General features: G+C 62.3%; 26 protein-coding genes. 13 read left to right on the top strand and 13 right to left on the bottom strand.

Annotation, left to right across the window (positions count from 1 at the left end; all coding sequences use genetic code 11):
* Positions 1–102: 102 nt before the first annotated feature.
* Positions 103–1,083 (bottom strand): glycosyltransferase family 2 protein, encoded by a 981-nt coding sequence (locus P3T25_RS30565; protein WP_429360585.1) that lies wholly within the window; start codon positions 1,081–1,083, stop codon positions 103–105.
* A gap of 250 nt (positions 1,084–1,333) precedes the next feature.
* Between P3T25_RS30565 and P3T25_RS30560 the strand changes: the two genes are divergently transcribed.
* Positions 1,334–2,161, top strand: a complete 828-nt coding sequence (locus P3T25_RS30560; RefSeq protein ID WP_154558119.1) for a glycosyltransferase family 8 protein — start codon at positions 1,334–1,336, stop codon at positions 2,159–2,161.
* 22 nt (positions 2,162–2,183) lie between these two features.
* On the opposite strand, the gene mtgA is transcribed toward P3T25_RS30560, so the two are convergent.
* The 5 genes from mtgA to mpl all read right to left on the bottom strand — a co-directional run bounded on the left by mtgA (position 2,184) and on the right by mpl (position 8,124).
* Entirely contained in the window at positions 2,184–2,906 is a 723-nt protein-coding gene (mtgA, locus tag P3T25_RS30555) for a monofunctional biosynthetic peptidoglycan transglycosylase (protein WP_154558120.1), read from the bottom strand.
* Between the two features lie 72 nt (positions 2,907–2,978).
* A complete protein-coding gene (aroE, locus tag P3T25_RS30550) occupies positions 2,979–3,842 on the bottom strand; it encodes a shikimate dehydrogenase (RefSeq protein ID WP_171926723.1) in 864 nt (287 codons plus the stop codon).
* The gene (locus P3T25_RS30545; protein WP_429360582.1) at positions 3,839–5,953 is read right to left on the bottom strand and encodes a ribonuclease catalytic domain-containing protein; all 2,115 of its coding nucleotides are present in this window, start codon (positions 5,951–5,953) and stop codon (positions 3,839–3,841) included. Before P3T25_RS30545 ends, aroE begins: the two co-directional genes overlap by 4 nt.
* Positions 5,954–6,130: 177 nt before the next feature.
* Positions 6,131–6,733 (bottom strand): YqiA/YcfP family alpha/beta fold hydrolase, encoded by a 603-nt coding sequence (locus P3T25_RS30540; protein ID WP_171926725.1) that lies wholly within the window; start codon positions 6,731–6,733, stop codon positions 6,131–6,133.
* Positions 6,730–8,124 (bottom strand): UDP-N-acetylmuramate:L-alanyl-gamma-D-glutamyl-meso-diaminopimelate ligase, encoded by a 1,395-nt coding sequence (gene mpl / locus P3T25_RS30535; RefSeq protein ID WP_171926726.1) that lies wholly within the window; start codon positions 8,122–8,124, stop codon positions 6,730–6,732. The genes P3T25_RS30540 and mpl overlap by 4 nt, the downstream gene beginning before the upstream one ends.
* Positions 8,125–8,336: 212 nt before the next feature.
* On the opposite strand from mpl, the gene P3T25_RS30530 reads away from it, so the two are divergent.
* From P3T25_RS30530 to P3T25_RS30485, 10 genes are all read left to right on the top strand, one after another.
* On the top strand, positions 8,337–8,990 hold the full coding sequence (locus tag P3T25_RS30530) for a UDP-N-acetylmuramate--alanine ligase (protein WP_154558123.1): 654 nt from the start codon (positions 8,337–8,339) through the stop codon (positions 8,988–8,990).
* Between the two features lie 11 nt (positions 8,991–9,001).
* Positions 9,002–9,550, top strand: a complete 549-nt coding sequence (locus P3T25_RS30525) for a TlpA family protein disulfide reductase (protein WP_408381942.1) — start codon at positions 9,002–9,004, stop codon at positions 9,548–9,550.
* Positions 9,551–9,744: 194 nt separating this feature from the next.
* Entirely contained in the window at positions 9,745–10,200 is a 456-nt protein-coding gene (aroQ, locus tag P3T25_RS30520; protein ID WP_030100935.1) for a type II 3-dehydroquinate dehydratase, read from the top strand.
* 76 nt (positions 10,201–10,276) lie between these two features.
* Positions 10,277–10,747 (top strand): acetyl-CoA carboxylase biotin carboxyl carrier protein, encoded by a 471-nt coding sequence (gene accB / locus P3T25_RS30515; RefSeq protein ID WP_097390440.1) that lies wholly within the window; start codon positions 10,277–10,279, stop codon positions 10,745–10,747.
* Between the two features lie 129 nt (positions 10,748–10,876).
* Positions 10,877–12,244 (top strand): acetyl-CoA carboxylase biotin carboxylase subunit, encoded by a 1,368-nt coding sequence (gene accC, locus P3T25_RS30510; protein ID WP_054040733.1) that lies wholly within the window; start codon positions 10,877–10,879, stop codon positions 12,242–12,244.
* A gap of 3 nt (positions 12,245–12,247) precedes the next feature.
* Complete coding sequence (gene prmA, locus P3T25_RS30505; protein WP_171926730.1) at positions 12,248–13,150, top strand: 50S ribosomal protein L11 methyltransferase; 903 nt, start codon at positions 12,248–12,250, stop codon at positions 13,148–13,150.
* 48 nt (positions 13,151–13,198) lie between these two features.
* Positions 13,199–14,560 (top strand): DUF3426 domain-containing protein, encoded by a 1,362-nt coding sequence (locus tag P3T25_RS30500; protein ID WP_429360577.1) that lies wholly within the window; start codon positions 13,199–13,201, stop codon positions 14,558–14,560.
* Between the two features lie 71 nt (positions 14,561–14,631).
* On the top strand, positions 14,632–15,132 hold the full coding sequence (gene tpx, locus P3T25_RS30495) for a thiol peroxidase (protein ID WP_154558128.1): 501 nt from the start codon (positions 14,632–14,634) through the stop codon (positions 15,130–15,132).
* A gap of 95 nt (positions 15,133–15,227) precedes the next feature.
* Positions 15,228–16,166, top strand: a complete 939-nt coding sequence (locus P3T25_RS30490; RefSeq protein ID WP_429360575.1) for a carbohydrate kinase family protein — start codon at positions 15,228–15,230, stop codon at positions 16,164–16,166.
* A gap of 25 nt (positions 16,167–16,191) precedes the next feature.
* Positions 16,192–16,668: a glycine zipper 2TM domain-containing protein gene (locus P3T25_RS30485; RefSeq protein ID WP_054040737.1), complete on the top strand. Its 477-nt coding sequence runs from the start codon at positions 16,192–16,194 to the stop codon at positions 16,666–16,668.
* 253 nt (positions 16,669–16,921) lie between these two features.
* Here P3T25_RS30485 and P3T25_RS30480 read toward each other — a convergent pair whose 3' ends face one another.
* The 3 genes from P3T25_RS30480 to P3T25_RS30470 all read right to left on the bottom strand — a co-directional run bounded on the left by P3T25_RS30480 (position 16,922) and on the right by P3T25_RS30470 (position 19,214).
* Positions 16,922–17,536: a histone H1-like DNA-binding protein gene (locus P3T25_RS30480; protein WP_093645210.1), complete on the bottom strand. Its 615-nt coding sequence runs from the start codon at positions 17,534–17,536 to the stop codon at positions 16,922–16,924.
* Between the two features lie 30 nt (positions 17,537–17,566).
* On the bottom strand, positions 17,567–17,893 hold the full coding sequence (locus tag P3T25_RS30475) for a hypothetical protein (protein ID WP_093645212.1): 327 nt from the start codon (positions 17,891–17,893) through the stop codon (positions 17,567–17,569).
* A gap of 85 nt (positions 17,894–17,978) precedes the next feature.
* On the bottom strand, positions 17,979–19,214 hold the full coding sequence (locus P3T25_RS30470) for a ribonucleotide-diphosphate reductase subunit beta (protein WP_054040807.1): 1,236 nt from the start codon (positions 19,212–19,214) through the stop codon (positions 17,979–17,981).
* Positions 19,215–19,553: 339 nt separating this feature from the next.
* Here P3T25_RS30470 and P3T25_RS30465 point away from each other — a divergent pair, with 339 nt between their 5' ends.
* Positions 19,554–19,829 carry a hypothetical protein gene (locus P3T25_RS30465; protein WP_429360572.1) on the top strand — a complete coding sequence of 92 codons (276 nt, stop codon included), beginning with the start codon at positions 19,554–19,556 and terminating at the stop codon, positions 19,827–19,829.
* An 88-nt stretch (positions 19,830–19,917) separates the two neighbouring features.
* On the opposite strand, the gene P3T25_RS30460 is transcribed toward P3T25_RS30465, so the two are convergent.
* The 4 genes from P3T25_RS30460 to P3T25_RS30445 form a co-directional block, all read right to left on the bottom strand.
* Positions 19,918–22,923 carry a ribonucleoside-diphosphate reductase subunit alpha gene (locus P3T25_RS30460; protein WP_429360570.1) on the bottom strand — a complete coding sequence of 1,002 codons (3,006 nt, stop codon included), beginning with the start codon at positions 22,921–22,923 and terminating at the stop codon, positions 19,918–19,920.
* Between the two features lie 529 nt (positions 22,924–23,452).
* A complete protein-coding gene (ampD, locus tag P3T25_RS30455) occupies positions 23,453–24,049 on the bottom strand; it encodes a 1,6-anhydro-N-acetylmuramyl-L-alanine amidase AmpD (protein WP_429360568.1) in 597 nt (198 codons plus the stop codon).
* Positions 24,046–24,387, bottom strand: a complete 342-nt coding sequence (locus P3T25_RS30450; protein WP_154558133.1) for a PP0621 family protein — start codon at positions 24,385–24,387, stop codon at positions 24,046–24,048. The genes ampD and P3T25_RS30450 overlap by 4 nt, the downstream gene beginning before the upstream one ends.
* Positions 24,388–24,397: 10 nt before the next feature.
* Entirely contained in the window at positions 24,398–25,324 is a 927-nt protein-coding gene (locus P3T25_RS30445; RefSeq protein WP_154558134.1) for a cytochrome C assembly family protein, read from the bottom strand.
* An 81-nt stretch (positions 25,325–25,405) separates the two neighbouring features.
* Between P3T25_RS30445 and ffh the strand changes: the two genes are divergently transcribed.
* A complete protein-coding gene (ffh, locus tag P3T25_RS30440) occupies positions 25,406–26,773 on the top strand; it encodes a signal recognition particle protein (protein ID WP_171926735.1) in 1,368 nt (455 codons plus the stop codon).
* Positions 26,774–26,859: the final 86 nt, after the last annotated feature.

Below are 26,859 nucleotides of genomic sequence, written 5' to 3'. Positions count from 1 at the left end.
GGAGACGTGGGAAACGAAAGGCTTGGGGAAAGCGTCGAGCGAGGGCTCGACGCGAGGATGGGGAAAACTCAAGCCGCAATGGCGACGGATTCGTGACGGGTTCTAGTGGCCGCCGCCAGCCAGAGCGGCCTGAAATGCAGCCACACGACTGGAATCCGCGACATGGGCGTAGAACGCCGCCCGGTTCGCAAAAGCAGGAAACACGGTCTGAAAGTAGCTGACCAATTCGGTCAACCGGCGGTTGCGCAAAACCCGCAGAAACGCGGCCAGGTCCTGTTCGTCGAGATCAGCCGAGAATAGTCGCGGCCCGGCCGCGCATAACGCCTGTGCGATCACCGCAGCCACCTCGACGCGCACCTTGCTCTGGTCTTCCCAGATCGTATTGTTCGGGTGCACCCGATAGGCAATGTGCTCCTCTTCCAGGTCGAGGTACACGCTGCTGTTAGCGCAAGCGAACATCAGGAAGTCCAGATCGTGGCAATACCGAAGTGACTGGAATCCGCCCGCCGCGCGCCAAAGCTCGCGTGCGAACACCATGTTCGATGTCGTCGCGACGAAATTCTCATTCAACAGCGCGAGTTGCGGCAGCTTCGTCTCATGGAGAAAGCGTCGGGCACGGTCGAGCCAGTCGATCGCGAAACCCGACTGCAGGCGAACACCGTTACCGTCAATGATGCCCAAATTTCCCGCGATCAAGCCGACGTCTCGCCGCTCACGAAGGATCGCCCGACAACATTCGAGCTTCGCCGGCGCGAAGAGGTCGTCCGAGTTCAGTACGGCGATGTAATCGCCGCTGCTGAGTTCAATGCCCCGGTTGATCGTGGTATGCGCGCCCGCATTTTCCTGCCTGAAGGTCTTCGCGTGAGGCACATTCGAGAGCACCTGTTGCGCGAGCTCGAAGCCGTTATCCGACGAGCCGTCGTCGATCAGGATGATTTCGTCAGCGGCGGAGGTCTGGCTCAGCACACTGCCAAGCGCGGCTTCGATATACGGGGCGTGGTTATAAAGCGGGACCACCACGGAAATAATGGGCGCCGCAGACGCGGCCGATGTCCACGCCGGTCGTAATTCGAAGTTCAACATTTCAGGGAAAGGGCCAATGAATCGTGCGGCGAAATACTGCCACTGCTTTTAGGCACGCCATTCTACCCTCAATCTTTTTTAGATGGTTTTTTATCCTTAAAAAAATTAATAGTCGCAACACCCCATATATAATAATTTTAAGAATTGTCTCATTGCCAATTTAATTAAAAAGAATATCCTTTAACGGACTTAATTTCAAGATTGACATTCAATGCGCGTACTCATAGCAACCGCCTCAAACGACGCATACATGCCCCTCTTGCGCGGCTTACTGAATTCCCTCAAACAATTCGGAAATCCGCAGCCCTACTCGGACATCGGGTGTCTCGACGTGGGCCTGAATGCAGAAAACCGCGCCTGGGTTTGCTCACAGGGTGCGCACGTCGTCGAACCCGGCTGGGACCTGCCAGTCGATCCGGCAATGCGCGAACGCATGCCTTATCTGCGATCGCTAACGGCCCGGCCGTTTCTTCCCGCGTACTTCCCCGGCTATGACATGTATGTCTGGATTGACTGTGACGCCTGGGTTCAGGAGCGGTTCGTTTTCAACTGGTTGTTCAACGCAGCGAAAGACGGCGAATTGGGCATCGTGCCTGAGCTTCAGGTAGCCTATAAACAGAACATAACGGCTTCATGGCGAGCGCATCGCCTCGCTCAGTACTACAACGAAAATTTCTCGACTCAATCGCTAACGCAGAATTACTTTAACGCGGGCGTATTCGCGCTCACAGCAGATGCACCGCATTGGGCGCATTGGGCCCAACATTTCGATCAAGGATTGAGAGCGACGCATGGCACTCTCGTTTGCGATCAAACGGCTCTTAATGGCGCAATCTGGTCTGATTCACTTCCGGTGCATCCCCTGCCGTCGCTTTGCAACTGGCTATGTCATCTTGCGTTACCGGTTTTCAGTGTCGAGAACGCAAAGTTTTGCGAACCGTTCACCCCGTACAACACAATCGGCATCCTGCATCTCACCTCGGCAACCAAAGACCTGGTCTTCAGGTTGAAGGACAAAAACGGCTTGCCAATCGAGATCAGTCTTCGCTTTCCCGTCGCTGACCAGACGCCCATATAGCTCTCCGGTGCCGTGCACGGCGCTAGTCAGGCAACTCAGCCGCCCCCATCCGCCGCGCAATCACCCGCGAACGTTGAGCAAGATACCCTGAGCTCCTGTGCTCATCAAAATACTTAGGCTGCGGCAGCATCACAGCCAGCCGCGCCGACTGCCCCGCAGTCAATTTGGCAGCGGAAGTCTTGTAGTAATAATGCGCGGCCGCCTCCGCGCCATAAACCCCATTTCCCCACTCAACGGAGTTGAGATAAATCTCAAAGATCCGCTGCTTGTCCATCAGGGTCTCGAGCATCCACGTGATGATCAGTTCCTGGCCCTTGCGGATATAGCTCTTCTCACGAGATAGAAAAAGATTCCGCGCCAACTGCTGAGTAATCGTCGAGCCGCCGCGAACGATCTTGCCCTTGGCCTTGTTCTTCTCCCACGCCTGCAAAATGGCGTCGGTCTCGTAGCCGTTGTTATTCACGAAGTTCGCGTCTTCGGAAGCGATAATCGCTCGCTTCAGATTGTGCGAAATCTGTTCGTACGGCACCCACGTGCGTTGCACAGACAGATCAGGCCGATCCTGCGACAAGCGCCACGCGTCCGACCGCATAAAAGCGGTCGACTGAGGATTCGTGTAATTCCACACCGCGATCTGCGCGAAGTAAAACGCCTGCGTCGCAAGCCACGCAATCGCCACCACGGCGCCGAGATAAACGATCCATCGCACCGGACCTGGCCGGCTCGCGCGCCGCGTTGTTTTCATCGTGCCTGGAGTCCTCGAGTCGGTGAACGTGTGGGTTGGCGAGTTGCGTATTCCGGAAGTTAAAGCGGGGGTCTAGCCGTGCGGCGGCGCCGTCAACAACGCTCGCAATTCGGCCAGCACCGGCGCGCCGTCGGGCCGCACGCCTCGCCACACGTAAAACGATTCGGCTGCCTGCTCGACCAGCATGCCGAGACCGTCGGCGCCCCGTGCACCCAGCTTCCGCGCGTGCTCCATGAACACCGTCGGATGCGCGCCGTACATCATGTCGTAAGCGAGCGTACCGGTGCCGAACGCGCGGTCGTCGCAGTCCGGCAACGAAGCATCCAGACTGCCCGCCGTCGCGTTGACGATCACGTCGTATGTGCCTGCTTCGATCGCTCGCGCGCTGCCGCCGGTCAGACGGCAAGCGGCATCGCGTGCCGCCTGCGCGAACTGGTCCACTAACACTTCAGCCTTCGCTGCCGTACGGTTGACGATCGTCAGCGTATGCGGCGAACGGTCCAGCATCGGCAGCACGACGCCGCGCGCGGCACCACCCGCACCAAGCAGCAAAATCCGTGCGCCCTTCAATGAAACGCCAAGATTCACCTCAATGTCTCGAACGAGGCCGAAGCCGTCCGTGTTGTCGCCGTAGACACCGTTTCCGTCGAACCGCAGCGTGTTCACCGCGCCCGCTGCTGCCGCCCGCGGCGACAGGGTGTTAGCGAACGCATGCGCGTCGAGCTTGAATGGCACCGTCACGTTCATGCCGCGACCGCCAGCTTCGATAAAAGCGCGCACATGCGGCACGAACCCATCGACCGGCGCGAGCAGGTGGCCGTACTCGATCGGCTCGCCGGTTTGCGCGGCAAAGCGGCCATGAATGAATGGCGATTTGCTATGGCCGACCGGGTTGCCGATGACCGCGTAGCGGTCGCGCGAATCGCTGACGCTCATCGTCCCGGCTCCGCTACGTGCTGCTGGCCGGCTGCCGCATCGCTGGTGCCGGCGGCGTTTTCGGCATCGCCCGGTTCCGCCGCGCCGCCGTCGAGGTCGGCTTCCGCCTGAGCCTCGGCTTCGCCTTCGGCGCTTTCTTCCGCCACGTCGATGATTTCCTCTTCACCCTCGTCAGCTTCTTCAGCTTCGCTGCCGCTCGTCACCGTCGGCGCGTCGAGCACATGCAATAGGCGCACGGACGCTTCGACGGTCAGTTCGTCGATCGACATCACTTCCATCTGCAAGCGCGTACCGCGTGCGTGCACGCCGAGACCCGGCACGTGCAGCAGCAGCGGAATCTCTTCCAGACGCACGAGATCGCCCTTCACCACCGATGCCACCACCTGCTTCCTGTTCTCCTGCTTCAGCCAGCGCAGGCACCAGAAGTACTCCATGCGGCGCTGGTGATCGGCATACGCCGTGTAGGTGTCGTCGAAACCTTGCACGACGGCGAACAGATCGGCGTCCTTAGGCTTGAACGGCGCAGCCAGTTTCGCGGTCACGCCATGCTGCACGCAGGCGAGCAACTGCCACTGGTTCACGAGGTCGACATAGCGGCGCAGCGGCGACGTGCTCCACGCGTATTGCGTGACGCCCAGGCCTTCGTGCGGCGCAGCATTGGTTTGCATGCGGGTGCGTTTCGGACCGGTTGGCGCGCCGAACGCGCGCTGCGAACGATAGATGCCCGGCACGCCGTGGTCATGCAGGAACGCGCCCCACGACGAGTTTGCGAGAATCGCGAGCTCCGCGACGATCGTGTCGAGCGGCGAGCCACGCCTGCGCGGCGTGATCGTGATGTGCTCGCCTTCCACATAGAAGTTGAAATCGGTGTTGCGCTGCACTTCGCGGCGCAGGCCGTAACCGGCGCGCGCGGTCTGACGCTTTTCGAACAGCGCCTGCGCGAACGGCCACAGCACGGCGATGTCTTCCTTGTGCGGATAGTCGCCGGTGCCGGCGGCGAGCGCCTCTTCGGTGACCAGCTCATCCAGCGTGTTGTGGCGCAGATTGTTCTTCACGAACACGCGCTCGGCGCGCGTTTCACTCGCCACGATTTCCTGCGTCTCGCGATTGATGATCACGTAGAGCGACAGAGCCGGCCGCAAGCCACCTTCAGCCAGCGTGAACGCTTCCACGACGCTATCGGGCAGCATCGTGATCTTGTCGCCCGGCATATAGACAGTCGACAAACGCGTACGTGCGATCGCATCGACATCGTCGCCACGGGCAATGCCGAGCGCCGGCGCGGCGATGTGCACGCCGATCCGCACGCGGCCGTCGGCCAGATGCTCGACGGAGAATGCATCGTCGATTTCGGTCGTAGTGATGTCGTCGATCGAGAACGCCTCTACATCGGCTTCCGGCAGATCTTCCGGCAATGTGCCGACCGTGACCGGCGGAAAACCGGTGCCGTGCGGGAAAAACTCGGAGAGGAATTTCGCCTCATGCAACGCGCGAGCCGATGGAATTCCGCCGCACTCGAGCATCAGCCGCGCCTGCGAAATGCCGCGCGCCGCTGCCGCGCCTTCGAGCGCCTTGTATTCGATCGTGTTCTTGTCCGGCCTCGTGAGCAAAGCCAGCGCCTTGCTGCCGCTGAAACCTTCCGGAAGACGGCCCGCCTTCAGTTCGTCTTCGTAACCTGCCTGCACCAGCGCCTGCTGGCGCTTGCGCTCCAGCCCGGCGAGCGCCATCTTGAGCTGCTCCTGCGGCGCGCGCTGGTACATGCCGCGGCCCTTGCGGCGGAAGTACACCGGTGCGCCGTGCATGCGCAACACCAGCGCCGCGCGCTCGATGGCGCCGAACGCTTCGCCAAAGTACTCGGCGCCCAGCGTGGCAAACGGAAATTCGTCGTCCGGTGCGCATTCCCACAGGAAGTCCAGATCGATGTCCTGCGCGGCGGCGTCAGCCTGTTGCATCAGTTCGCCCGCGCCCGGCTTTTCGAATTCGATCAGCACGTCTTTCGCGCGCACCTTGGCGCGCCGGCCGCCCGGCAGCTCGACCTGAAAAGCATCGCCCTGGCGCGACAGCACGCTGCCCGCCTTGAAACTGCCCGATTCCTCGAAGAAAACGTTCACTCAATACTCTCGTTCTGTCTTGCATCTGCCGGCGCGCCCGATTGGGTTCAGCTATCGGTCACTGCGTGCGCGGCACGGCAACGTGTTCGTGGTAGTGGATCCGCGGCGCGATACACGCGCGCCGGCGGCATGATTCTGGTGATCCGCAACGGCCTCGCTGCGGGATCGTCGGCACGCTCAGGCCGCTTCGCGCGGCGCCGGCGGCTCGACGTCTTCGGCATCGCAAAAGGCCAGCACCTCGTCGACGTATTGCGCGAACTCGCTGATCGCGTGGTCACTCCCTTCGATCAGCGTAGTGCGCGCGCCCGGATAGTGCGCGAGCATTTCGCGGTAATCGAGCACTTCGTCGCCGGTGGCGGCCATCAAATAATAGCGTTCGGGCCGCGTGATCGACGCGACGCCGAGCGCGCGCAGCTCGTCCAGATGATGCGGCTCGACGGTGATGCTGCCGCCGCCGTGCCACAGCGGCTGCTCGCCGAGATAGGCGCTCAGGTCGCGCTGCGGCACGACCGCCGGGTTCAGCAGCACCGCCGGCCAGCCGTGCTTCTCGGCGAGATGCGTGGCGAAGTAGCCGCCGAGCGAACTGCCGATCACCGTGACGTCTTTCGGCTTCGCAGCCGCCACCAGCGATTCGGCGAGCGCCACGGTCTCGAACGGCGAGACCGGCAGCATCGGACAGCACCATTCGTCGCTGCGGCCGAGTTCGACGAGGCGCGCCGCCAGCACGCGCGCCTTGAACGAATTAGGTGACGAGCGGAAACCGTGCAGATAAAGGATCACGAAGCCCCTCGCGCGGAAAGTGCGTCGAGCAGCTTCTGATGCACGCCGCCGAAGCCGCCGTTGCTCATCACCAGAATCTGGTCGCCGGGGCGCGCTGCGTGAACCACCGCCTTGACCAGCGCGTCGAGATTGTCGAAAGCCTGCGCTTTGCCGCCGAGCGGCTCGAGCGCCTCGCCGAGATCCCAGCCGAGTGCGTCGCGGCCGGCCGGCGCACCGTAGCCGAACACGAGGTCGGCGTCGGCCAGACTCGCCGGCAGTTGCGCCTTCATCACGCCGAGCTTCATGGTGTTCGAACGCGGCTCCAGCACGGCCAGGATCCTCGTGTTTTCATGACCGACGCGTGCGCGCAGTCCGGCCACCGTGGTTTCGATCGCCGTGGGGTGGTGGGCGAAATCGTCGTAGACGGTCACGCCGTCGACGCTGCCGCGCACTTCCATACGGCGCTTCACATTCCGGAAGCTCGCCAGCGACTTCGCGGCTTGCGCCGGCGGCACGCCGACATGGCGCGCGGCGGCGATCGCAGCAAGCGCGTTCATGCGGTTGTGTTCGCCCTGCACCTGCCAATCGACCACGCCGACGCGCTCACTGTTGTGATACACGGCGAAACGCTCGTCGACCGGCACGCCGTCTTCCGCCGGCAAGGTTTCCCAGCCGCCTTGCACGCCGAACCGTTCGACTTCGCTCCAGCAACCGCGCGTCAGCACGCGCTCCAGCGCGTCTTCACGACCGTTCGTGACGATACGGCCAATGCCCGGCACCGTACGGATCAGGTGATGGAACTGCGTTTCGATCGCCGCCAGATCCGGGAAAATGTCGGCGTGATCGAACTCGAGGTTGTTCAGGACCGCGGTTTTCGGCCGGTAGTGGACGAACTTCGAGCGCTTGTCGAAGAAGGCCGTGTCGTATTCGTCGGCTTCGATCACGAAGAAGCTCGAATCGGTCAGCCGCGCCGACACGCCGAAGTTCAGCGGCACGCCGCCGATCAGGAAGCCCGGATTAAGACCCGCGTCTTCGAGCAGCCAGGTCAGCATCGAACTGGTGGTGGTCTTGCCGTGCGTGCCGGCCACCGCCAGCACCCACTTGCCGTTCAGCACATGCTCGCCGAGCCACTGCGGACCGGAGACGTAAGGCAGGCCGCGATCGAGAATCGCTTCCATGAGCGGGTTGCCGCGCGAGACCACATTGCCGATCACGAACAGGTCGGCGTTGAGGCCGTTCAACTGCTCGGCGTCATAGCCTTCAATCAGACGAATGCCTTGCGCCTCGAGCTGCGTGCTCATCGGCGGATAGACGCCGGCGTCGCAGCCCGTCACGGTGTGGCCCGCGCCGCGCGCGAGGACCGCGAGTCCGCCCATGAACGTGCCGCAGATACCGAGGATGTGGATGTGCATAAGCCTGTCGTGCCGCGCGGGCGTATTTTGCGAGGGATGGGAGTGCAGAAGAGCGGTCGAAACGACCGTCCGCAAAGGACGCTATTGTAACCGACGCCTCCGAATCGCCCTACGAACGGGGCCGCCAGGATGGCTGCCCGCCCCGCCCCCGCAAAATGCCCGGCATGAACCGCCCAGAAAGGGCTGCCATCAATCTCTAGTATGATTGAGAGATGGTTCGCAAATCACATTTCGATCCGCAGCGCGTGCGCGAGGAAATCGCCATTGCGGCTGCCCGGATGATCGCTGAAGACGGTCTGGACTACGCAACGGCCAAGCGTAAAGCGGCACGGCAGGTAGTCGGCGAGAGCCGTGTTGCCGGCGAATGGCTGCCGGATAACGACCAGATTGAAGAAGAAATCCGTGAATATCAGTCGCTTTTCCAGGGTGACAGCCAGCCGGCGCTGTTGCGGCGGCTGCGCCGTATCGCGATCGACTGGATGGAGCGGCTTGCGCCGTTCAATCCCTATCTGACCGGCGCGGTGCTCGGCGGCACAGCGGGTGAACACTCGGATATTCACCTGCAGGTGTTCTGCGACAACCCGAAAGAAGTCGCGATCTACTTTCTGAACGCCAACATCCAGTACGACGTTTCGGAGACGCGGCATTTTGCCGGCCGCGGTTACGTCGAGACGCTGAGCTTCCTCTGGCGCCCCACAAACGAAGGGCGCGATGCGGAGCCGACCGGCATCCACGTCGCCCTGTACGAAACGGACGACTTGCGCGGCGCGGTTCGGGCCGACGCGCGCGGCCGCACGGCCCGGGCGAATCAGCAGGCCGTTCAGGCGCTGCTCGACAGCAGCAACGTCACCTCTTCAACTAATTAGACAGACCTGGAATGAATACGACACGGATTCTGGCAGGCGCGCTTGTCGCGATCGCCGCTGCGGGTGGCGGGGTGCTGGCCAATCACTTGCTGAACGGCGACCCGGAAGTCGCCCACGCGGCGCAGCCCGGTTCCACGCAAAGCGCAGTCGAGCAACTTTGGACCGCGCCCGTCACGAATGTCGACGGCAAGCCGCAATCGCTAAGTTTGCTTAAAGGCCACCCAATCGTCGTCAACTTCTGGGCGTCGTGGTGCGGACCGTGCGTCGAGGAAATGCCCGCTCTTTCGCAACTTCAACGCGAATATGCAAAGAAAGGGATCCAGTTCGTAGGACTTGGCGTCGATTCGGATAAAAACGTTCAGGCGTTCCTGCAGAAGGTGAAAGTAGCCTATCCGATCTACGTGACCGGATTCGGCGGCGCCGACCTCGCGCGCGCGTTTGGCAACACCGCCGGTGGCCTGCCCTTTACCGTCGTCATTGACGCAAAAGGCAACATTCGTTCGACAAAATTAGGCCAAATCGACCCGCAAGCGCTGAAACAGACGCTCGACGCGCTCTAAATTTCACATTCTTTTGACGATCAGATCGGGGCAAAAGGCGCGAAATTACGCGCAAATCGCTCAAATTTGGGAGAAGATGGGCGCCCGGAGAGGTGGCGAAAGGTCGCCGGGATCGTTTCCAACGCGCAGGAAACTAGACAAGTTTCTCTAATCAGCGCTAAAGTGCGCCCAATTCCACGGAAAAAGAAGCGACCATGACGCGACTGCTGGTACTGCACGGCCCCAACCTCAACCTTCTCGGCACCCGGGAACCCGAGGTTTATGGTCGAGTAACGCTGCCGCAGATCGATCAGGCACTCGCGGACCGCGCAGCGGACGCCGGCGTCGAACTCGCGTCGTTCCAGAGCAATCATGAAGGCGCTCTAGTCGATCGCATCCAATCCGCCCGGACTGAAAAAACCGATTTCATACTGATCAATCCCGCCGCGTACACGCACACCAGCGTGGCCATTCGGGACGCACTGGCGGGGGTCGGCATCCCGTTCGTCGAGATTCATCTCTCGAACGTACATCGCCGCGAACCGTTCCGGCATCACTCGTATTTCTCCGACCAGGCTGAAGGCGTGATTTGCGGCCTCGGCTGGAAGGGATATATGTACGCGCTCGAATTCGCGCTCGACCGGCTGTCGGCCGGCTCGTCGCGCGGCTGATTCCAAACACGTCCAATTTAAGCCGGGTACTGCGATTGCACGCGCCGGCACTTTACGCATTGAAAGGGGCTTCCTGATGGATCTACGTAAACTTAAAACTCTGATCGACCTCGTCTCGGAGTCCGGTATTTCCGAACTCGAAGTGACTGAAGGCGAAGGCAAGGTCCGCATCGTCAAGAATGCGCCGCCGGTTTACGTGCAACCGTCCGCTTCGTATGCTCCGCAATATGCCCAGCCGGTACCGCTGCCGGGCGGCGAAGCACCGGCTGCCGCAGCGGGCGCCCCGGCTACGCCGGCCGCCGTCGCGCCGCAAGGCCACGTGGTGACCTCGCCGATGGTCGGCACCTTCTACCGCGCGCCGTCGCCGGGCGCCGATCCGTTCGTCCAGGTGGGCGACACGGTCAAGGAAGGCCAGACGATCTGCATCATCGAAGCGATGAAGTTGCTCAACGAAATCGAGTCGGACAAGTCCGGCGTGGTGAAGGAAATCCTCGTCGAAAACGGCCAGGCGGTCGAGTACGGCCAACCGTTGTTCGTGGTCGGCTAACGCGGCACGCTTTGCGCTTTTTTTGCGCCTGCCGCCCGCGCGTCTGCCCTGCCGAGGCGCGCGACCGATCCTCTGAGGCAGCCTGTGTTGTGATCAACCGGGCGCCCATTGATGAGTCGAAAACCCGCTATGTTTGAAAAAATTCTCATTGCCAATCGTGGCGAGATCGCGCTTCGTATCCAGCGCGCCTGCCGCGAACTCGGCGTCAAGACGGTCGTCGTCTATTCGGAAGCCGACAAGGAAGCCAAGTACGTGAAGCTCGCCGACGAGGCGGTCTGTATCGGCCCGGCGCCTTCGAATCTGAGCTACCTGAACATGCCGGCGCTGATCAGCGCGGCAGAAGTGACGGACGCCGAAGCGATCCACCCTGGCTACGGCTTCCTGTCGGAAAACGCCGACTTCGCCGAGCGCGTCGAGCAGTCCGGCTTCACCTTTATCGGCCCGCGCCCGGAAACGATCCGGATGATGGGCGACAAGGTGACCGCCAAGCAAACCATGATCAAGACCGGCGTGCCCTGCGTGCCGGGTTCTGAAGGCGCGTTGCCGGAAGATCCGAAAGAGATCGTGAAAATTGCCCGCCAGGTCGGCTACCCGGTGATCATCAAGGCCGCCGGCGGCGGCGGTGGCCGCGGCATGCGCGTGGTCCACACCGAAGCGGCGCTGGTCAACGCGGTCAACATGACGCGCGAGGAAGCCGGCCGTGCGTTCGGCAACCCGCAGGTCTACATGGAGAAATTCCTGGAGAACCCGCGGCACATCGAAATTCAGATCCTGTCCGACTCGTTCAAGAACGCAGTCTGGCTCGGCGAGCGCGATTGCTCGATGCAGCGCCGTCACCAGAAGGTGATCGAAGAAGCGCCGGCGCCCGGTATCGCGCGCCGCCTGATCGACCGAATCGGCGATCGCTGCGCGGACGCCTGCAAGAAGATGGGCTATCTTGGCGCGGGTACGTTCGAATTCCTGTATGAAAACGGCGAGTTCTACTTCATCGAGATGAACACGCGCGTGCAGGTCGAGCATCCGGTGACCGAGCTGATCACCGGCGTCGACATCGTGCAGGAACAGATTCGCATCGCAGCGGGCGAGAAACTCGCCTTCCGTCAGCGCGACATCGTGTTCAAGGGTCACGCGATCGAATGCCGGATCAACGCGGAAGATCCGTTCAAGTTCACGCCGTCGCCGGGACGTTTGACGTCGTGGCATATGCCGGGTGGCCCCGGCATCCGCGTCGATTCGCACGCCTACAATGGCTATTTCGTGCCGCCGAACTATGATTCGATGATCGGCAAGCTGATCGCTTATGGCGCGACGCGCGAACAGGCGATCAAGCGGATGCGCATCGCGCTGTCGGAAATGGTGGTGGAAGGCATCCAGACCAACATCCCGCTGCACCGCGAGCTGATGCTGGACGCGAAGTTCGTGGAAGGCGGCACCAGCATTCACTACCTCGAAAACCGGTTGGCCGCGAAGCAGCAGGCCGCGCCGGAAGAAGCGTAAGTCATGAGCTACCGGGAACTGATCGCCGAGCTGGCACGCGAGCACGCGGAGGAGTTCTCCGACGCGCTGCTCGAGTTGGGCGCGCTGTCCGTATCGGTCGAAGATGCGGACGCCGACACGCCCGACGAGCAGCCGCTGTTCGGCGAGCCCGGTCTCACGCCGGATCGCACGGCGTGGCAGCGTTCGCGCGTGATCGCACTGCTCGCGCCGGAACAGGAGCCGGGTGTGCTGCTCGCGGCGGCGGCCAATGAGGTGGGGCTGGAAAGCGCGCCATCGTTTACCGTGCGTGAAGTCGAAGAGCAGGATTGGGTGCGTCTCACACAGTCGCAATTCGATCCGATTTCGATCGGCGAGCGCATCTGGGTGGTGCCCTCGTGGCACGACGCACCGGACCCTGACGCACTCGTGCTGGAACTCGATCCGGGCCTCGCGTTCGGCACCGGCAGCCATCCCACTACGCGTCTGTGCATGGAATGGCTTGAGCAGTCGGTGAAGGCGGAGCAATCCGTGCTCGACTACGGCTGCGGCTCGGGCATCCTTGCAATCCTCGCGAAGAAGTGCGGCGCCAACCCGGTGTACGGCATCGATATCGACCCGCAGGCGGTCGAATCGGCCCGTCACAACAGCGAGCGCAACCGGGCGGAAGTCACGTACGGTTTGCCTGACGAATGCCCCACCGGCGAGTTCGATATCGTGGTCGCCAACATCCTGTCCAACCCGCTCAAGCTGATGGCCTCGATGCTGTCGTCGAAGGTCAAGCCGGGCGGCCGGATCGCGCTGTCAGGCATTCTGGCGCGCCAGGCGGACGAAGTGGCGCAGGTCTATTCGCGATGGATCGACATCGGCGTATGGCGCGAACACGAAGGTTGGGTATGCCTGACGGGAACGCGCCGCGAAAGCCATTAGAATAAGGCGTATTGTCCAACCAACGGCCTTTCGGCTTACCGGCTCAATATGCTCCTGGCGACGCGTTGCCCCTTCTGCGAAACCGTCTTCCGCCTGCAACCGGCGCAGCTCGCGCTGCGCCGCGGCCTCGTGCGGTGCGGGCAATGCCATGAAGTATTTGACGCATCGAGCAGCCTGTTCGAACTGAACGAGGACGGCGACTTCTCCACCGCCAAGCCGGTTGCCGCGGCTGCGGCGATCGAGGCTTTGTCCGGCGTACGCCCCAAGGGCCCCGATTTCAGTGCTGAAGCATGGGATCCGTGGGCACCGGCGCCCGACGCCGCGATCGACAACCGCCTGCTTCACAACGCCAGCAACCTGCCGCTCACGCCGATTTCCACCGGTGCAGGCGTCGCGGTCACGCCGCGCCACGCTACCGAGCCGGAACTGCCGGCGAGCGCCTTCACCGCGCCGATTCCTGCCGACCACGAACCCAGTCTCGCGAGCGCGCCGCTCGCCCCCCCCAGTCTCGCGAGCGCGCCGCTCGAACCCGTTGCCCACGAGGCCGAGGCGCCCCCGGACCTGCCGCGTGAGCCTTTTGCTCGTGAGGCCAATCCGTCTGCGGACGCAGCGCCGCGCGTCTGGCACAAGACCGAGCGTCCTTCTGAACATCTCGCTGATGCTGACGAGCCGGTTTTGCACGAACCGGCCAGCTTGCATGGCATTTCTGACAATGAACCGCATTTCGGTGCGGCCGGCTTAGGTGGGGCCGGTTTAGGCGCTGCAGGCGTAGCTGCGGCAGCCGGACTGGGTGCCGCCGCCGCGGGCGGTGGCTCAGGTCCAGGTCCAGCCACCTTTGGATCGAGCGGCGAACCCTTCGCGGTCCAGCCGGTGCATGACGGCGTCGATCCCTTCCCGGTGGTACGCGAAACACGTCCGGCCGAACCGCGCCGCCTCGGCTGGATCATCTTCGGCTCGGTGGTCGCCGCGCTACTGGTTATCGCCCTGCTCGCGCAACTCGCCTGGTGGCAGCGTGAAACCATGCAGGTCTACTTCCCACGTTCGCAGACGCTCTACGTAAAGGCCTGCGCGCAGCTCGGCTGCCAGATCACGCCGCCGCACGACATCGACGGTTTGCAGGTCGAACCGTCCGACCTGCGGCAGATCGACGGCCCGCACAAGCTCGAACTGAAGATGCCGCTGCGCAACCGCGCCAATGTTGCGCTGGCCTACCCGGCCATCGAACTCACGCTGCTCGACGACCAGAACAATGTCGCCGTGCGCCGCGTGCTGTGGCCGCAAGACTACGTCGCACCCGGCACGCCGATCGCGGCCGGACTGCCGGCGCACACGACCCAGACCATGATCGTGCATCTCGACACGGGCAATGCGGTCGCGTCCAATTTCCGCGTACAGATTTTTTATCCGTAACGCATCCTCGCGCCCGGCACTGACCGGGCGTGTTCACCGTCATTACTGACGAATTTTCGGAGCACGACAACATGAGTCAAGTTACGCTGGGTGGCAACCCGATCGAAGTAGCCGGCACGTTCCCGAGCGCGGGCCAGACTGCCCCCGCCTTCTCGCTGGTCGGCAAGGATCTGAAGCCCCTGTCGCTGGCCGACTTCGCCGGCAAGCGCAAGGTGCTGAACATCGTCCCGAGCCTCGACACACCGACCTGCGCCACGTCGACCCGCAAGTTCAACGAGGCAGCAGCCAAGCTGAGCAACACGGCTGTGATCGTCGTGTCGGGCGACCTGCCGTTCGCCGCATCGCGTTTCTGCACGACCGAAGGCATCGAGAACGTCGTGACGGCGTCCACGTTCCGCGGCCATGAGTTCGCGCAAGCCTATGGCGTCGACGTCACGAGCGGCCCGCTAACGGGTCTGACGGCACGCGCCGTGGTGGTCCTCGACGAGAACGACAAGGTCGTGCACGCTGAGCTGGTCGGCGAAATCAAGAACGAACCGAACTACGACGCAGCGCTTGCCGCGCTGAAGTAAAACCTTCGCGCACGAACCCCGGCGCCGCGCTTCATGCGCGGCGCTGTCACGTCGTCGCGCCATTCTCTTTATCGATTTTTACAGGAACGCTCGCCTTGGCTACGCTGATTTGCGGTTCGCTCGCCTACGACAACATCATGACCTTCGAAGGCCGCTTTCGGGAGCACATCCTGCCGGAGCAGGTCCACATCCTGAACGTGAGCTTCCTCGTGCCGACGATGCGCCGTGAGTTCGGCGGCTGCGCGGGCAATATCGCCTACTCGCTGCATCTGCTGGGTGGCAACGCGCGCATCATGGGCGCGCTTGGCGCGATCGACGCGCAGCTCTACATGGACCGCTTCACGCAGCTCGGCCTCTCGACGGAAAACGTCCTGGTGGTGCCGGACACGTACTCGGCCCAGGCGATGATCACCACCGACCTCGAAAACAACCAGATCACGGCGTTCCACCCGGGCGCGATGATGCAGGCGCATCTGAACCGTGCCGACGAAGCGAAGGGCATCACGCTTGGCATCGTCGGACCGGATGGTTACGACGCCATGATCCAGCATTCCGAGCACCTGGCAGCGGCCGGCGTGCCGTTTATCTTCGATCCGGGCCAAGGTTTGCCGCTGTTCGACGGTGAGTCGCTACGCCGCATGATTGAACTTGCTACTTACGTAGCTGTCAACGATTACGAAGCCAAACTGGTGAGCAACAAAACGGGTTGGTCGATCGAAGAGATCGCCGGCAAGGTCGAAGCGCTGATTGTCACGCTCGGCGAACAAGGCGCGCAGATCCATCACGCCGGCAGCATCGAAGCCATTCCGGCGGTCAAGGCACAGCAGGTGCTCGATCCTACGGGCTGCGGCGACGCGTTCCGCGGCGGCCTGCTGTATGGCATCGAGAACAAGCTGGGCTGGGCGACCACCGGGCGTCTGGCGAGCCTGATGGGCGCGCTGAAGATCGAACACCAGGGCCCGCAAAACTACGCGCCCAACCGGGCGGAGATCAACGAACGGTTCAAGCAGGCGTTCGGATACGACCTGCAGTAATGCCGCAAGCTATTGGAGTTAGGGAATGAGAACAACGAGTCGTCTGGTAGTGGCCGCCTTGATTGCCGGTTCGCTGGCCATGTCGGGGTGTGCGTACAACAGCAGTTCTGCCGACGTCTACACCGCGTCGCAGGCACAGCGCGAAGAGACGGTCCGCATGGGCACGGTCGACAGCGTTCGGGCCGTGAAGATCAGTTCGAACAACGGCCAGCCGAGCGGCCTGGGTGCGATCGGCGGCGGTGCGTTGGGCGCGGTGGCCGGCAGCGCGATCGGCGGCGGTCGCGGCTCGATCGTGACGGGCATCATCGGCGGCCTGGCTGGCGCAGTGGCAGGCAATGCCGTCGAGAACGGCGTCGCGGTGCACGACGGCCTCGAGATCACCGTGCGACTCGATAACGGCGACATGCGCGCGATCACCCAAAGCGCCACCGGCGAAATCTTCCGCGCCGGCGAGCGCGTCCGTCTGCTTTCCAGCGGCGGCGTCACGCGCGTCACGCACTAAGTTTCCCCTCTCGTGCGGTCGCGCTTCACGCGCCGCCGCGACGACCTCAAACGCATGCCCTCTGTGCATGCGTTTTTTTTCGCCTGCGGGTTTTGCACTCGTTTCTCAAAACCGGCGCCTTCGCCCGAGCAAAAAAAATCCCGTCGCCAGAAACCCGGCAACGGGACCCTGACCGAGTAGCGCTCGGTGATGTTGCTTCAAGCGCTACTCGATCATCGACACACAGTACGACGTGTCGAAGTACTTCTACTGCTTACGGACGGCTGCCCGTCGGGAACGGCCATGCCGCTGCCGGGTTCAGCGCGGTCTTCACCGTCGCCGCCGGTGCGCTCGAGACAGAAGTCGCAGCGGGAGCAGGAGCAGCCTTCTTGGCGACAGCCTTCTTCGCAGGGGCAGCCTTCTTGGCAGGAGCAGCGGCCTTCTTCGCGGCAGCCTTCTTGGCAGGCGCAGCCTTTTTAGCGGCAGCCTTTTTCGCAGGCGCAGCCTTCTTGGCGGCAGCCTTCTTGGCAGGCGCAGCTTTCTTGGCAGCAGCCTTCTTGGCAGGCGCAGCCTTCTTGGCAGCAGCCTTCTTAGCCGGCGCCTTCTTCGCTGCAGCCTTCTTCGCCGGTGCTGCCTTCTTTGCTGCAACCTTCTTCACTGCTGCCTTCTTAGCCGGCGCCGCCTTCTTTGCCGGTGCCTTCTTCGCTGCAACCTTCTTCACTGCGACTTTCTTAGCAGCGACTTTCTTCGCCGGAGCAGCCTTCTTCGCTGCAACCTTCTTCACTGCGACTTTCTTAGCAGCGACTTTTTTCGCCGGAGCAGCCTTCTTTGCCGGAGCAGCTTTCTTAGCTGCGGGTTTCTTAGCTGCTGCTTTCTTGATAGTTGCCATCATTTTCTCCTTCAGGTTTTCAGATGAGAGTCAGTTCAAACTACACCCTTCGTCAAAACCCGCTTCCCGCGGACGCTTCTCAGGGCGCGCGCTACGAAGCGGGCTATTCATCGGCGTACGCAGGTGCTGCGCGCTTACGCTAATGAATGCGGTAAGGCGCGCCGTGCCCTTGGGCACCGCGCGCCAGATCTGGTCGGCGCTGGATCTCAACGCCGGCAATTGCTTGATCGGGCCGCTGGCGGCGACGCCAGCGGCTTTTTCCGGGGGGAAGTTTGCCCATCCCACTGAAGGGTTCGCAAAGTGCCAGTCATGTTTGTGGGCCGCGAAGGCACGCGGCGCACTGGGCACAATTTGCATCAGGCGGTTCTGCTCCTAACTAAATTGCCGCGGCCGAAGCCTGCCGGCATCCCCAAAATGAATGCATCTGCGACACGAACCCGGATCACTCCCAGGTCAGCGCGCCGCCAGTCTGATATTCGATCACTCGCGTCTCGAAGAAGTTGCGTTCCTTCTTCAGGTCGATCATCTCGCTCATCCACGGGAACGGGTTTTCCTCGTTCGGGTACAGCGGATCGAGACCGATCTGCTGGCAACGGCGGTTGCAGATGAAACGCAGATAGCTCTTGAACATCGACGCATTGAGGCCGAGCACCCCGCGCGGCATCGTATCTTCTGCGTAACGATATTCAAGTTCGACCGCTTGCTGGAAGATCTCGCGGATTTCCGCGCGGAACTCAGCCGTCCAGAGTTGCGGGTTTTCGAGTTTGATCTGGTTGATCAGGTCGATGCCGAAATTGCAGTGCATCGACTCGTCGCGCAGGATGTATTGGTACTGTTCCGCCGCGCCGGTCATCTTGTTCTGGCGGCCCAGCGCCAGGATTTGCGTAAAGCCGACGTAGAAGAACAGGCCTTCCATCACACAGGCGAACACGATCAGCGAGCGCAGCAGGGTCTGGTCTGCCTCGAGCGTGCCGGTCTTGAAGGCCGGGTCGGTCAGCGTATGGATGAACGGAATCAGGAATTCGTCTTTCGCGCGGATCGAGGAAACCTCGTGATACGCGTTGAAGATTTCGCCTTCGTCGAGACCCAGGGACTCGACGATGTACTGGTAAGCGTGCGTGTGGATCGCCTCTTCGAACGCCTGGCGCAGCAGGAACTGGCGGCATTCGGGCGCCGTGATGTGGCGGTAGGTGCCCAGCACGATGTTGTTGGCAGCCAGCGAGTCAGCCGTCACGAAGAAGCCCAGGTTGCGCTTGACGATGCGGCGCTCGTCTTCGGTCAGCCCGTTCGGGTCTTTCCAGAGGGCGATGTCGCGCGACATGTTCACTTCTTGCGGCATCCAGTGGTTGGCGCAACCAGCCAGATACTTTTCCCAGGCCCACTTGTATTTGAACGGCACCAACTGATTGACGTCGGTCTGGCCGTTGATGATGCGTTTGTCGGCGACATTGACTCGCGCTTCGGAGGCGGCAGCCGTTCCGGTAGCAGCGTGGGTCACATGAGCGACGGGAGCGACAGCGATGTCGTTCGCGAAGATGTCTTGAGCCGAGGGAGCGTGAGGAGCGGAACGCGTTCCGACTTGCGAACCGACAGCCGATCCCGCAGCGTTGCGCAACACATTCTGTTGCGTAGCGCTCGAGGGAGTTACGGCAGTGATCTCGTCATCCCAGTTGAGCATAAATGTCACCATCAATTTAGAACGGTTTGTACCATCTTTTCACGAGCGATAAAAGAGTTCGCTGATGAAAAATCCTGTTTTCGATTCGCGTTGCTACGTTCATACAACACTTTGTTCAACAGACTGTGTGTGTCGCCTCATGTGAAGCGTGTTGAACGTGTGTCGTCGAGGTGCTTCGCGAGCTCGAAGAGCAACGTGTTAAAGCGACGTTTCGCTGCTCTATCTATCTGTATTGCGGAGCGTGCTTGCAGCGTTTTGCGATTGCTTCCTGCTGCCTCGTGCCGACGTTCCGGCTGTCCCGTGGTTGCCTGTTCGTCAGTGCCGGCGAGGTGAAGTTCAATGCAATGTCGAGCGATGCATCTGGCCGGCTGTGTCGATCGACCTTCGACCGGGGCGTTTGCTGAGCGCTTCATGTCGAGCGCTTCGTCTGTGCTGCCGACTGCTGTCTGCTTCATCTACTACTTGCTTACCGCTTGCCTGCTGTTTGCCTGCCGCTTCACGACTTCAGTTGCTTGCCGTGCTTCGCTGCTTTTCGACGAGCAGCGCAACGTCGATTTCGTTTCGCTGCGCCGCTCGTCTACTTCACTTATGCATCACTTCTATGAGGCTTGCTGATCGCTGCATTCGGGTCTTTACCTACAACCCTTAGCCAGGCGGCGATCCTTCCGCCTGCTTCGTGCTTGCCCGGCAGTTGCCAGGCTTCTTACTGGCAAGCCTCGCACTCGTCGAAACCAGGATCGCCCGGACGCATCATGCACACCGGACCATCCGCTTCCGGCGCTGCTTCGACCGCAACTGCCGGCGCTGCCGCCGCGACCTGGATGCCGCCCGAAGCTGCACCGCCGCTCGCGCCGAAGCCGCCGGCCGCGCCCCCGCCGACACCACCTGCACCGCCCGACCCTTCGCCGCCACCCGAGCTCACCGCGTTCAGCGCGCCGTGCGCCACCGTCGACTTCTCGACGTGCGTCGCCGCCATCGTGCGGAGGTAGTAGGTCGTCTTCAGACCGCGCACCCATGCGAGCTTGTAGATCTCGTCGAGCTTCTTGCCCGACGCGCCGCCCATGTAAATGTTCAGCGACTGGGCCTGGTCGATCCACTTCTGACGACGCGAAGCCGCCTCGACCAGCCACACCGGATCGAGTTCGAACGCGGTCGCGTAGATCGCGCGCAGGTCGGCCGGGATGCGGTCGATGCGCGAGAGCGTGCCGTCGAAGTACTTCAGGTCGGCGACCATCACTTCGTCCCACAGACCGCGTTCCTTCAGGTCGCGCACCAGGTAGTCGTTGACCACCGTGAATTCGCCCGACAGATTCGACTTCACATACAGGTTCTGGAACGTCGGTTCGATACAGGCCGACACGCCGATGATGTTCGAGATGGTCGCCGTCGGTGCGATGGCGACGCAGTTCGAGTTGCGCATGCCGTAGGTGGCGATACGCGAACGCAGTTCGGTCCAGTCCATCGATTCGCTCGAATCGACTTCGACGTAACCGCCACGCGCTTCGGCCAGCAGCTTCACCGAGTCTTGCGGCAGGATGCCGCGATCCCACAGCGAGCCGCGGTAGCTTGAGTAACGGCCGCGTTCCTGCGCCAGTTCCGTCGACGCGTAGTAAGCGTAGTAGCAGACCGCTTCCATCGACGTATCGGCGAACGCAACCGCCTCTTGCGACGCGTACGGCGTGCGCAGCAGGTGCAGGCAGTCCTGGAAGCCCATGATGCCCATGCCGACCGGACGATGCTTCAGGTTCGAGTTACGCGCCTTGGCAACCGCGTAGTAGTTGATATCGATCACGTTGTCGAGCATGCGCATCGCCACGCTGACGGTGCGCTTGAGCTTGTCGTGGTCGAGCGCCAGGGTGCCGTCGGCCTGTTCCTTCAGGTGAGCGACGAGGTTCACGGAGCCCAGGTTGCAGACGGCGATTTCGGCGTCGCTGGTGTTCAGCGTGATTTCCGTGCACAGGTTCGACGAGTGGACGACACCGACGTGCTGTTGCGGCGAACGCACATTGCACGGATCCTTGAACGTGATCCACGGGTGGCCGGTTTCGAACAGCATGCCCAGCATCTTGCGCCACAGTTGCGCCGCCGGGATCTTCTTGAACAGCTTGATCTCGCCCCGCGCGACCTTGTCTTCGTAAGCCGTGTAAGCCGTTTCGAACTCCGCGCCGAACTTGTCGTGCAGATCCGGGCAGGTGGACGGCGAGAACAGCGTCCAGTCGCCGCCTTCGTGCACGCGCTTCATGAACAGGTCGGGAATCCAGTTCGCCGTGTTCATGTCGTGGGTGCGGCGACGGTCGTCGCCGGTGTTCTTACGCAGCTCGAGGAATTCTTCGATGTCCAGGTGCCACGTTTCCAGGTACGCGCAGACCGCGCCCTTGCGCTTGCCGCCCTGGTTCACAGCGACAGCCGTGTCGTTGACGACCTTCAGGAACGGCACGACGCCTTGCGACTTGCCATTGGTGCCCTTGATGTGCGAACCCAGAGCACGCACGCGCGTCCAGTCGTTGCCCAGACCGCCGGCGAATTTCGACAGCAGCGCGTTTTCCTTCAGCGCTTCGTAGATGCCGTCGAGGTCGTCGTCGACCGTGGTCAGGTAGCACGACGACAGTTGCGAGCGGCGGGTACCCGAGTTGAACAAAGTGGGCGTGGACGACATGAAGTCGAAGCTCGACAGCACCTTGTAAAACTCGATCGCGCGCGCTTCGCGGTCGATCTCGTTCAGCGACAGACCCATCGCCACACGCATAAAGAATGCCTGCGGCATTTCGATGCGCACGCCGTCGTGATGCAGGAAGTAGCGGTCGTACAGCGTTTGCAGACCGAGGTAGCCGAACTGCAGGTCGCGGTTGTTGTCGAGTGCGGCGCCGAGGCGCTTCAGGTCGAACTGCAGCAGCTTGTCGTCGAGCAGCTCGGCTTGCACGCCGCGCTTGATGAATTGCGGGAAGTACTCGGCGTAGCGCTCGCCCATTTCCGTTTGCGTGACTTCCTCTTCGAGGATCTCGCGGCGGATCGTGTGCAGCAGGATGCGTGCGGTGACCTGGCTGTACGCCGGGTCTTTTTCGATCATCGTGCGGGCAGCCAGAATTGCCGAGTCGTAGACCTGGCTCATCGGCACGCCGTCGTACAGATTCTTGACCGTTTCCGCGATGATCGGATCGGCGCTCACGGCGTCGCCCAGGTTCGAGCAGGCCAGTTCGATGATGCCGCGCAGCGCAGCCATGTCGAGCGGACGCGTCACGCCGTTGTCGGTGACGTTCAGACCCGGCGTGCTGGCGACGATCTGGTCGTCATGACCGCGCGCCTGGGTGCGCTTCTCGCGATACAACACGTACGCACGCGCGACGTTGTGTTCGCCGCCGCGCATCAGCGCGAGTTCGACCTGATCCTGGATGTCTTCGATATGGAACGTGCCGCCATTCGGACGGCTGCGCACGAGCGCACGCACCACATTCTGCGTGAGTTGCTCGACCAGTTCGCGCACGCGAGCCGACGCCGCGCCTTGACCACCGTTGACGGCCAGAAATGCCTTCGTCACGGCGATGGCGATTTTCGACGGCTCGAACGACACCACGCTGCCGTTACGACGGATCACCTTGTAGTCGGCGTAGGTCACTTGCGGCGCGAGCGCCTGGGCGCCTTGTGTCTGGCCGAAGGTCTGGCCAGCCGGTGAACCCTCGTACCGGGTCGTCGCGTTGTCGGTGGTTTGCATGTGCAAAGCTCCTGGTCTTGGAAATGTTGCGGAGATAGCCGCGGATTAAAACGAACGCTGCGCCGCCGCGTGCGCAAGCGATGGGGTGCAGGAAAAAGGCCGGCTGAGCCGGGTGGTGGGATGCGACAGCGGTGAAGCCTGATTCGAATTGATAACGGTCTTCACCATGTGTGTCGCGATCACTTGCTATGCCCTTTTCCTGAATGTTTCTGGGCGCTGCCGCTTCTCTCGACCGGCCACGCCGCAGGAATTTTTATCGCTGCCCGGAATGCTTGCGGCGCCGTGCTTGGGAAGCGGGGCGCCGCAGACTTATGCACTCAGTTATGCACAGAGTTATACACACCGGACACAAGATATAGTGCAAAACTGAATTTCTGACACCAAGTATAGTGTAGTTTCAAGACAGGTCAAATCGTTTTATTTGCTTTCAAAGGCTTGACTTTTGCATAGCGCGACGCGAAGCCGACTCCCCGGAGAACAAGGCAGCGCCTTGTTCTCCTCGCATCACGCGAGGTTGCGCGAAGGGTCGTTACAGCGTTTTGGAAAACTTGAGATAGGGGAAGTACTGATCCGCCAACGCGGTGTCGCGCTGCAGACGCTGCCACTCGAAATGCGGCCCTGGATCGGTCTTACGACCCGGGGCGATGTCCGAGTGACCGGCAAGCCCTTCGACCGGATAGCGGGCCTTGAGCGCCGTCACAAGTGCACCGAGCGTGCGATATTGCGCCGCTTCGAAAGCAGTCGTATCACTGCCCTCCAGCTCGATGCCGATCGAGAAATCGTTGCAGCGCTCGCGGCCGAAAAAATTCGACGGCCCGGCGTGCCATGCCCGCTCGTTGCAGGACACGAATTGCTCGAGCGCGCCATCGCGATGAATCACGAAATGCGCCGACACCCGCACGCCGCGCAGATGCGTGTCGTAGTACGGGTGAGCGTCGCAGTCGAGTGTGTTCTGGAACAGTTCGGCGATCGCCGTGCCGCCAAACTCATCTGGCGGCAGGCTGATGTTGTGGACGACGATCAGCGTCGGCACGGCCCCTTCGGGCCGCGCTTCGAAATTCGGCGATGGCAGCTTGCGTGCGGCGGCAACCCAACCGTCGGCATCGACGGTGAACGCGACGTTCATCGAGCGTCGCGGCCCGAGGGACGCGCGCCATGACGCTGCGCGTGCGCGGCGCTGCAGAAAGGCTGCCCCGCCACCACCACGGAGTCGCTCTTCGGCGCGTGCACGCCGCACTCGGCGCAACGGATCATCGGCTCGGCGAGCTGGGGCTGCGCTTGCGGCGCATTGGGTCCACGCGCGCCGCCATTCGGACCGCTCTGGCCTCTTGCACCGCCGGCACCCGCGGCGCCATTCGCACCGGCGCCGGTGCGTTGCGACGCTTGCGCGTCATGGCGACGCAGCGCCTTGACCAGCCACTGGCCAACGATGAACAACAGGATCAGCAGAAAAATTTGTCGCATAGCAGGACACTCACACTACAGCACGGTGCAACAGCACCTCGAATACGAAACGGCTGCCGACGTACGCCAGCAACAGCGCGACGAACGACGCCAGCACCCAGCGCAATGCCGCACGGCCGCGCCAGCCGGAAACCTTGCGCGCAGTCAGCAGCGCGCCGAACATCACCCAGGAAAGAATCGCGAAGACGGTCTTGTGATCGAGCCGCAAGGCGCGGTCGACCAGTTGCTCGCTGAACAGGATGCCCGATACCAGCGTCAGCGTGAGCAGCACGAAGCCGGCGCCGATCAGACGGAACAGCAGCTTTTCAAGTGTCAGCAGCGGCGGCAAGGTGTCGAGCCAGCTCGACAGCCAGCCGTTGCCCGCCGCAGCCGTATTGCGTTGCGACATGCCGCCGCGCATGGCATGCAGACGCCGCTCGACCAGCAGCATCAGAACCGCGTGCAGCGCCGCGATCGCGAACAAGCCGTACGCGATATTGGCGATCAGAAAATGCAGCTTGAACATCGGCGCGGCTGAATACGGCAGCACGCGCACGCCATTGAACGCCAGCGGCAATAAAGAAGCGACGCAGGCAAGCGGCAACACCAGCAGGCGCAAGCCGTCGAGTGGAAAGAAAAAGCTCTCGATCCAGTAGATGCCGGCGCCGAGCCAGAACATCGCCGACAGCGCGAACGCGAAACCGAACACCATCGCGTTTTGGGGAAAGATGGTGGTGTGCAGCAGCACGCCGTGGGCAAGCAGCGCGACAAACAGCAGCGCGCGGCCCGAGGTGCTCATGCCCGAAGCGGCCGATGAGGCCGGGATGCCCGCGGAGACGGGCACCGGCGGCACGCTCTCGAGCATGGGGCGCAAGGCGGCGTGCCGGTGCGAGCGCCAGCCGGCCACGGCTAGACCGCCGTAGAGGAGCGCAGTGAGGGCATACAGTACAATATCCATATTCGAAGTTTACACTAGGCCCCTGCTCCGCGACGTCTCCCTCATCGCGCCCCGCTCCGGCCGCACAGTTCATCGCTCCCCATGCTCGACAATCTGACTCAACGGATGGCGCGCGTCGTCAAGACGCTGCGCGGCGAAGCCCGGCTCACCGAGGCGAACACCCAGGAAATGCTGCGTGAAGTGCGCCTCGCGCTCCTCGAAGCGGACGTGGCGCTGCCCGTCGTGCGCGAGTTCATCGCCAAGGTGAAGGAAAAAGCGCTCGGCGAGGAGGTGATCAGCAGCCTGTCCCCGGGTCAGGCGCTGGTCGGCGTGGTGCAGCGCGAGCTGACCGCGATCATCGGCGGCGACTATGAAGGCAAGGCTGTCGAGCTGAACCTCGCCGTCACGCCGCCGGCCGTCATCCTGATGGCGGGTCTGCAAGGCGCCGGCAAAACGACCACGGTCGGCAAGCTCGCCAAGCTCCTGCGCGAAAAGTACAAGAAGAAGGTCCTCACCGTTTCGTGCGACGTCTACCGCCCGGCTGCTATTGCGCAGTTGAAGACGGTGACCGAGCAGGTCGGCGCGGACTTCTTCCCGTCGGAACCGGATCAGAAGCCAGTGGATATCGCGATCGCCGCGGTGGATTGGGCCAAGCGCCACTACCACGACGTGCTGCTGGTCGACACGGCCGGCCGTCTGGGTATCGACGAAGCGATGATGGCCGAAATCACCGCGCTGCACAGCACGCTGAAACCGGCGGAAACGCTGTTCGTCGTCGACGCGATGCTCGGCCAGGACGCGGTCAACACCGCGAAGGCCTTTAGCGACGCATTGCCGCTCACCGGCGTCGTCCTCACCAAGCTCGACGGCGATTCACGCGGTGGCGCGGCGCTCTCCGTGCGCCACGTGACGGGCAAGCCGATCAAGTTCGTCGGCGTCGCCGAAAAGCTCGATGGCCTCGAAATTTTCTACCCGGATCGCATGGCGAACCGGATTCTCGGCATGGGCGACATTCTCGCCCTCGTCGAAGAAGCACAACGCGGTGTGGACGTTCAGGCCGCGCAGAAGCTCGCCGACAAGGTCAAGAAAGGCGGCGACTTCGACCTCAACGATTTCCGCGCGCAGCTTACGCAGATGAAGAGCATGGGCGGCCTGTCGTCGCTGATGGACAAGCTGCCCGCGCAGTTCCAGCAGGCCGCTGCCGGCGCCAATATGGGCATGGCCGAATCGCAGATGCGCCGCATGGAAGGCATCATCAATTCGATGACACCGCTGGAGCGCGCCAAGCCCGATCTGATCAAGGCCACCCGCAAGCGCCGCATTGCCGCCGGCGCAGGCGTGCAGGTGCAGGAAGTCAACCGCATGCTGAATCAGTACGACCAGATGCGCACGATGATGAAAAAGCTGAAGGGCGGCAATCTGCAAAAGATGATGCGCGGCATGAAGGGCATGATGCCCGGCATGCGCTAAGCTTTAGCAAGACGGCGGCGCGCGTGCTTCCGTGCATAAACAACGGCACGCGCGGCTGACTCCGGATTTGTGCGGGTTTATTCTGT

The organism is Paraburkholderia sp. GAS32 (assembly GCF_050434225.1).
In the GTDB taxonomy this organism is placed as follows: Bacteria; Pseudomonadota; Gammaproteobacteria; order Burkholderiales; family Burkholderiaceae; genus Paraburkholderia; species Paraburkholderia madseniana.
This window is presented reverse-complemented; position numbering and strand designations above follow the sequence as displayed.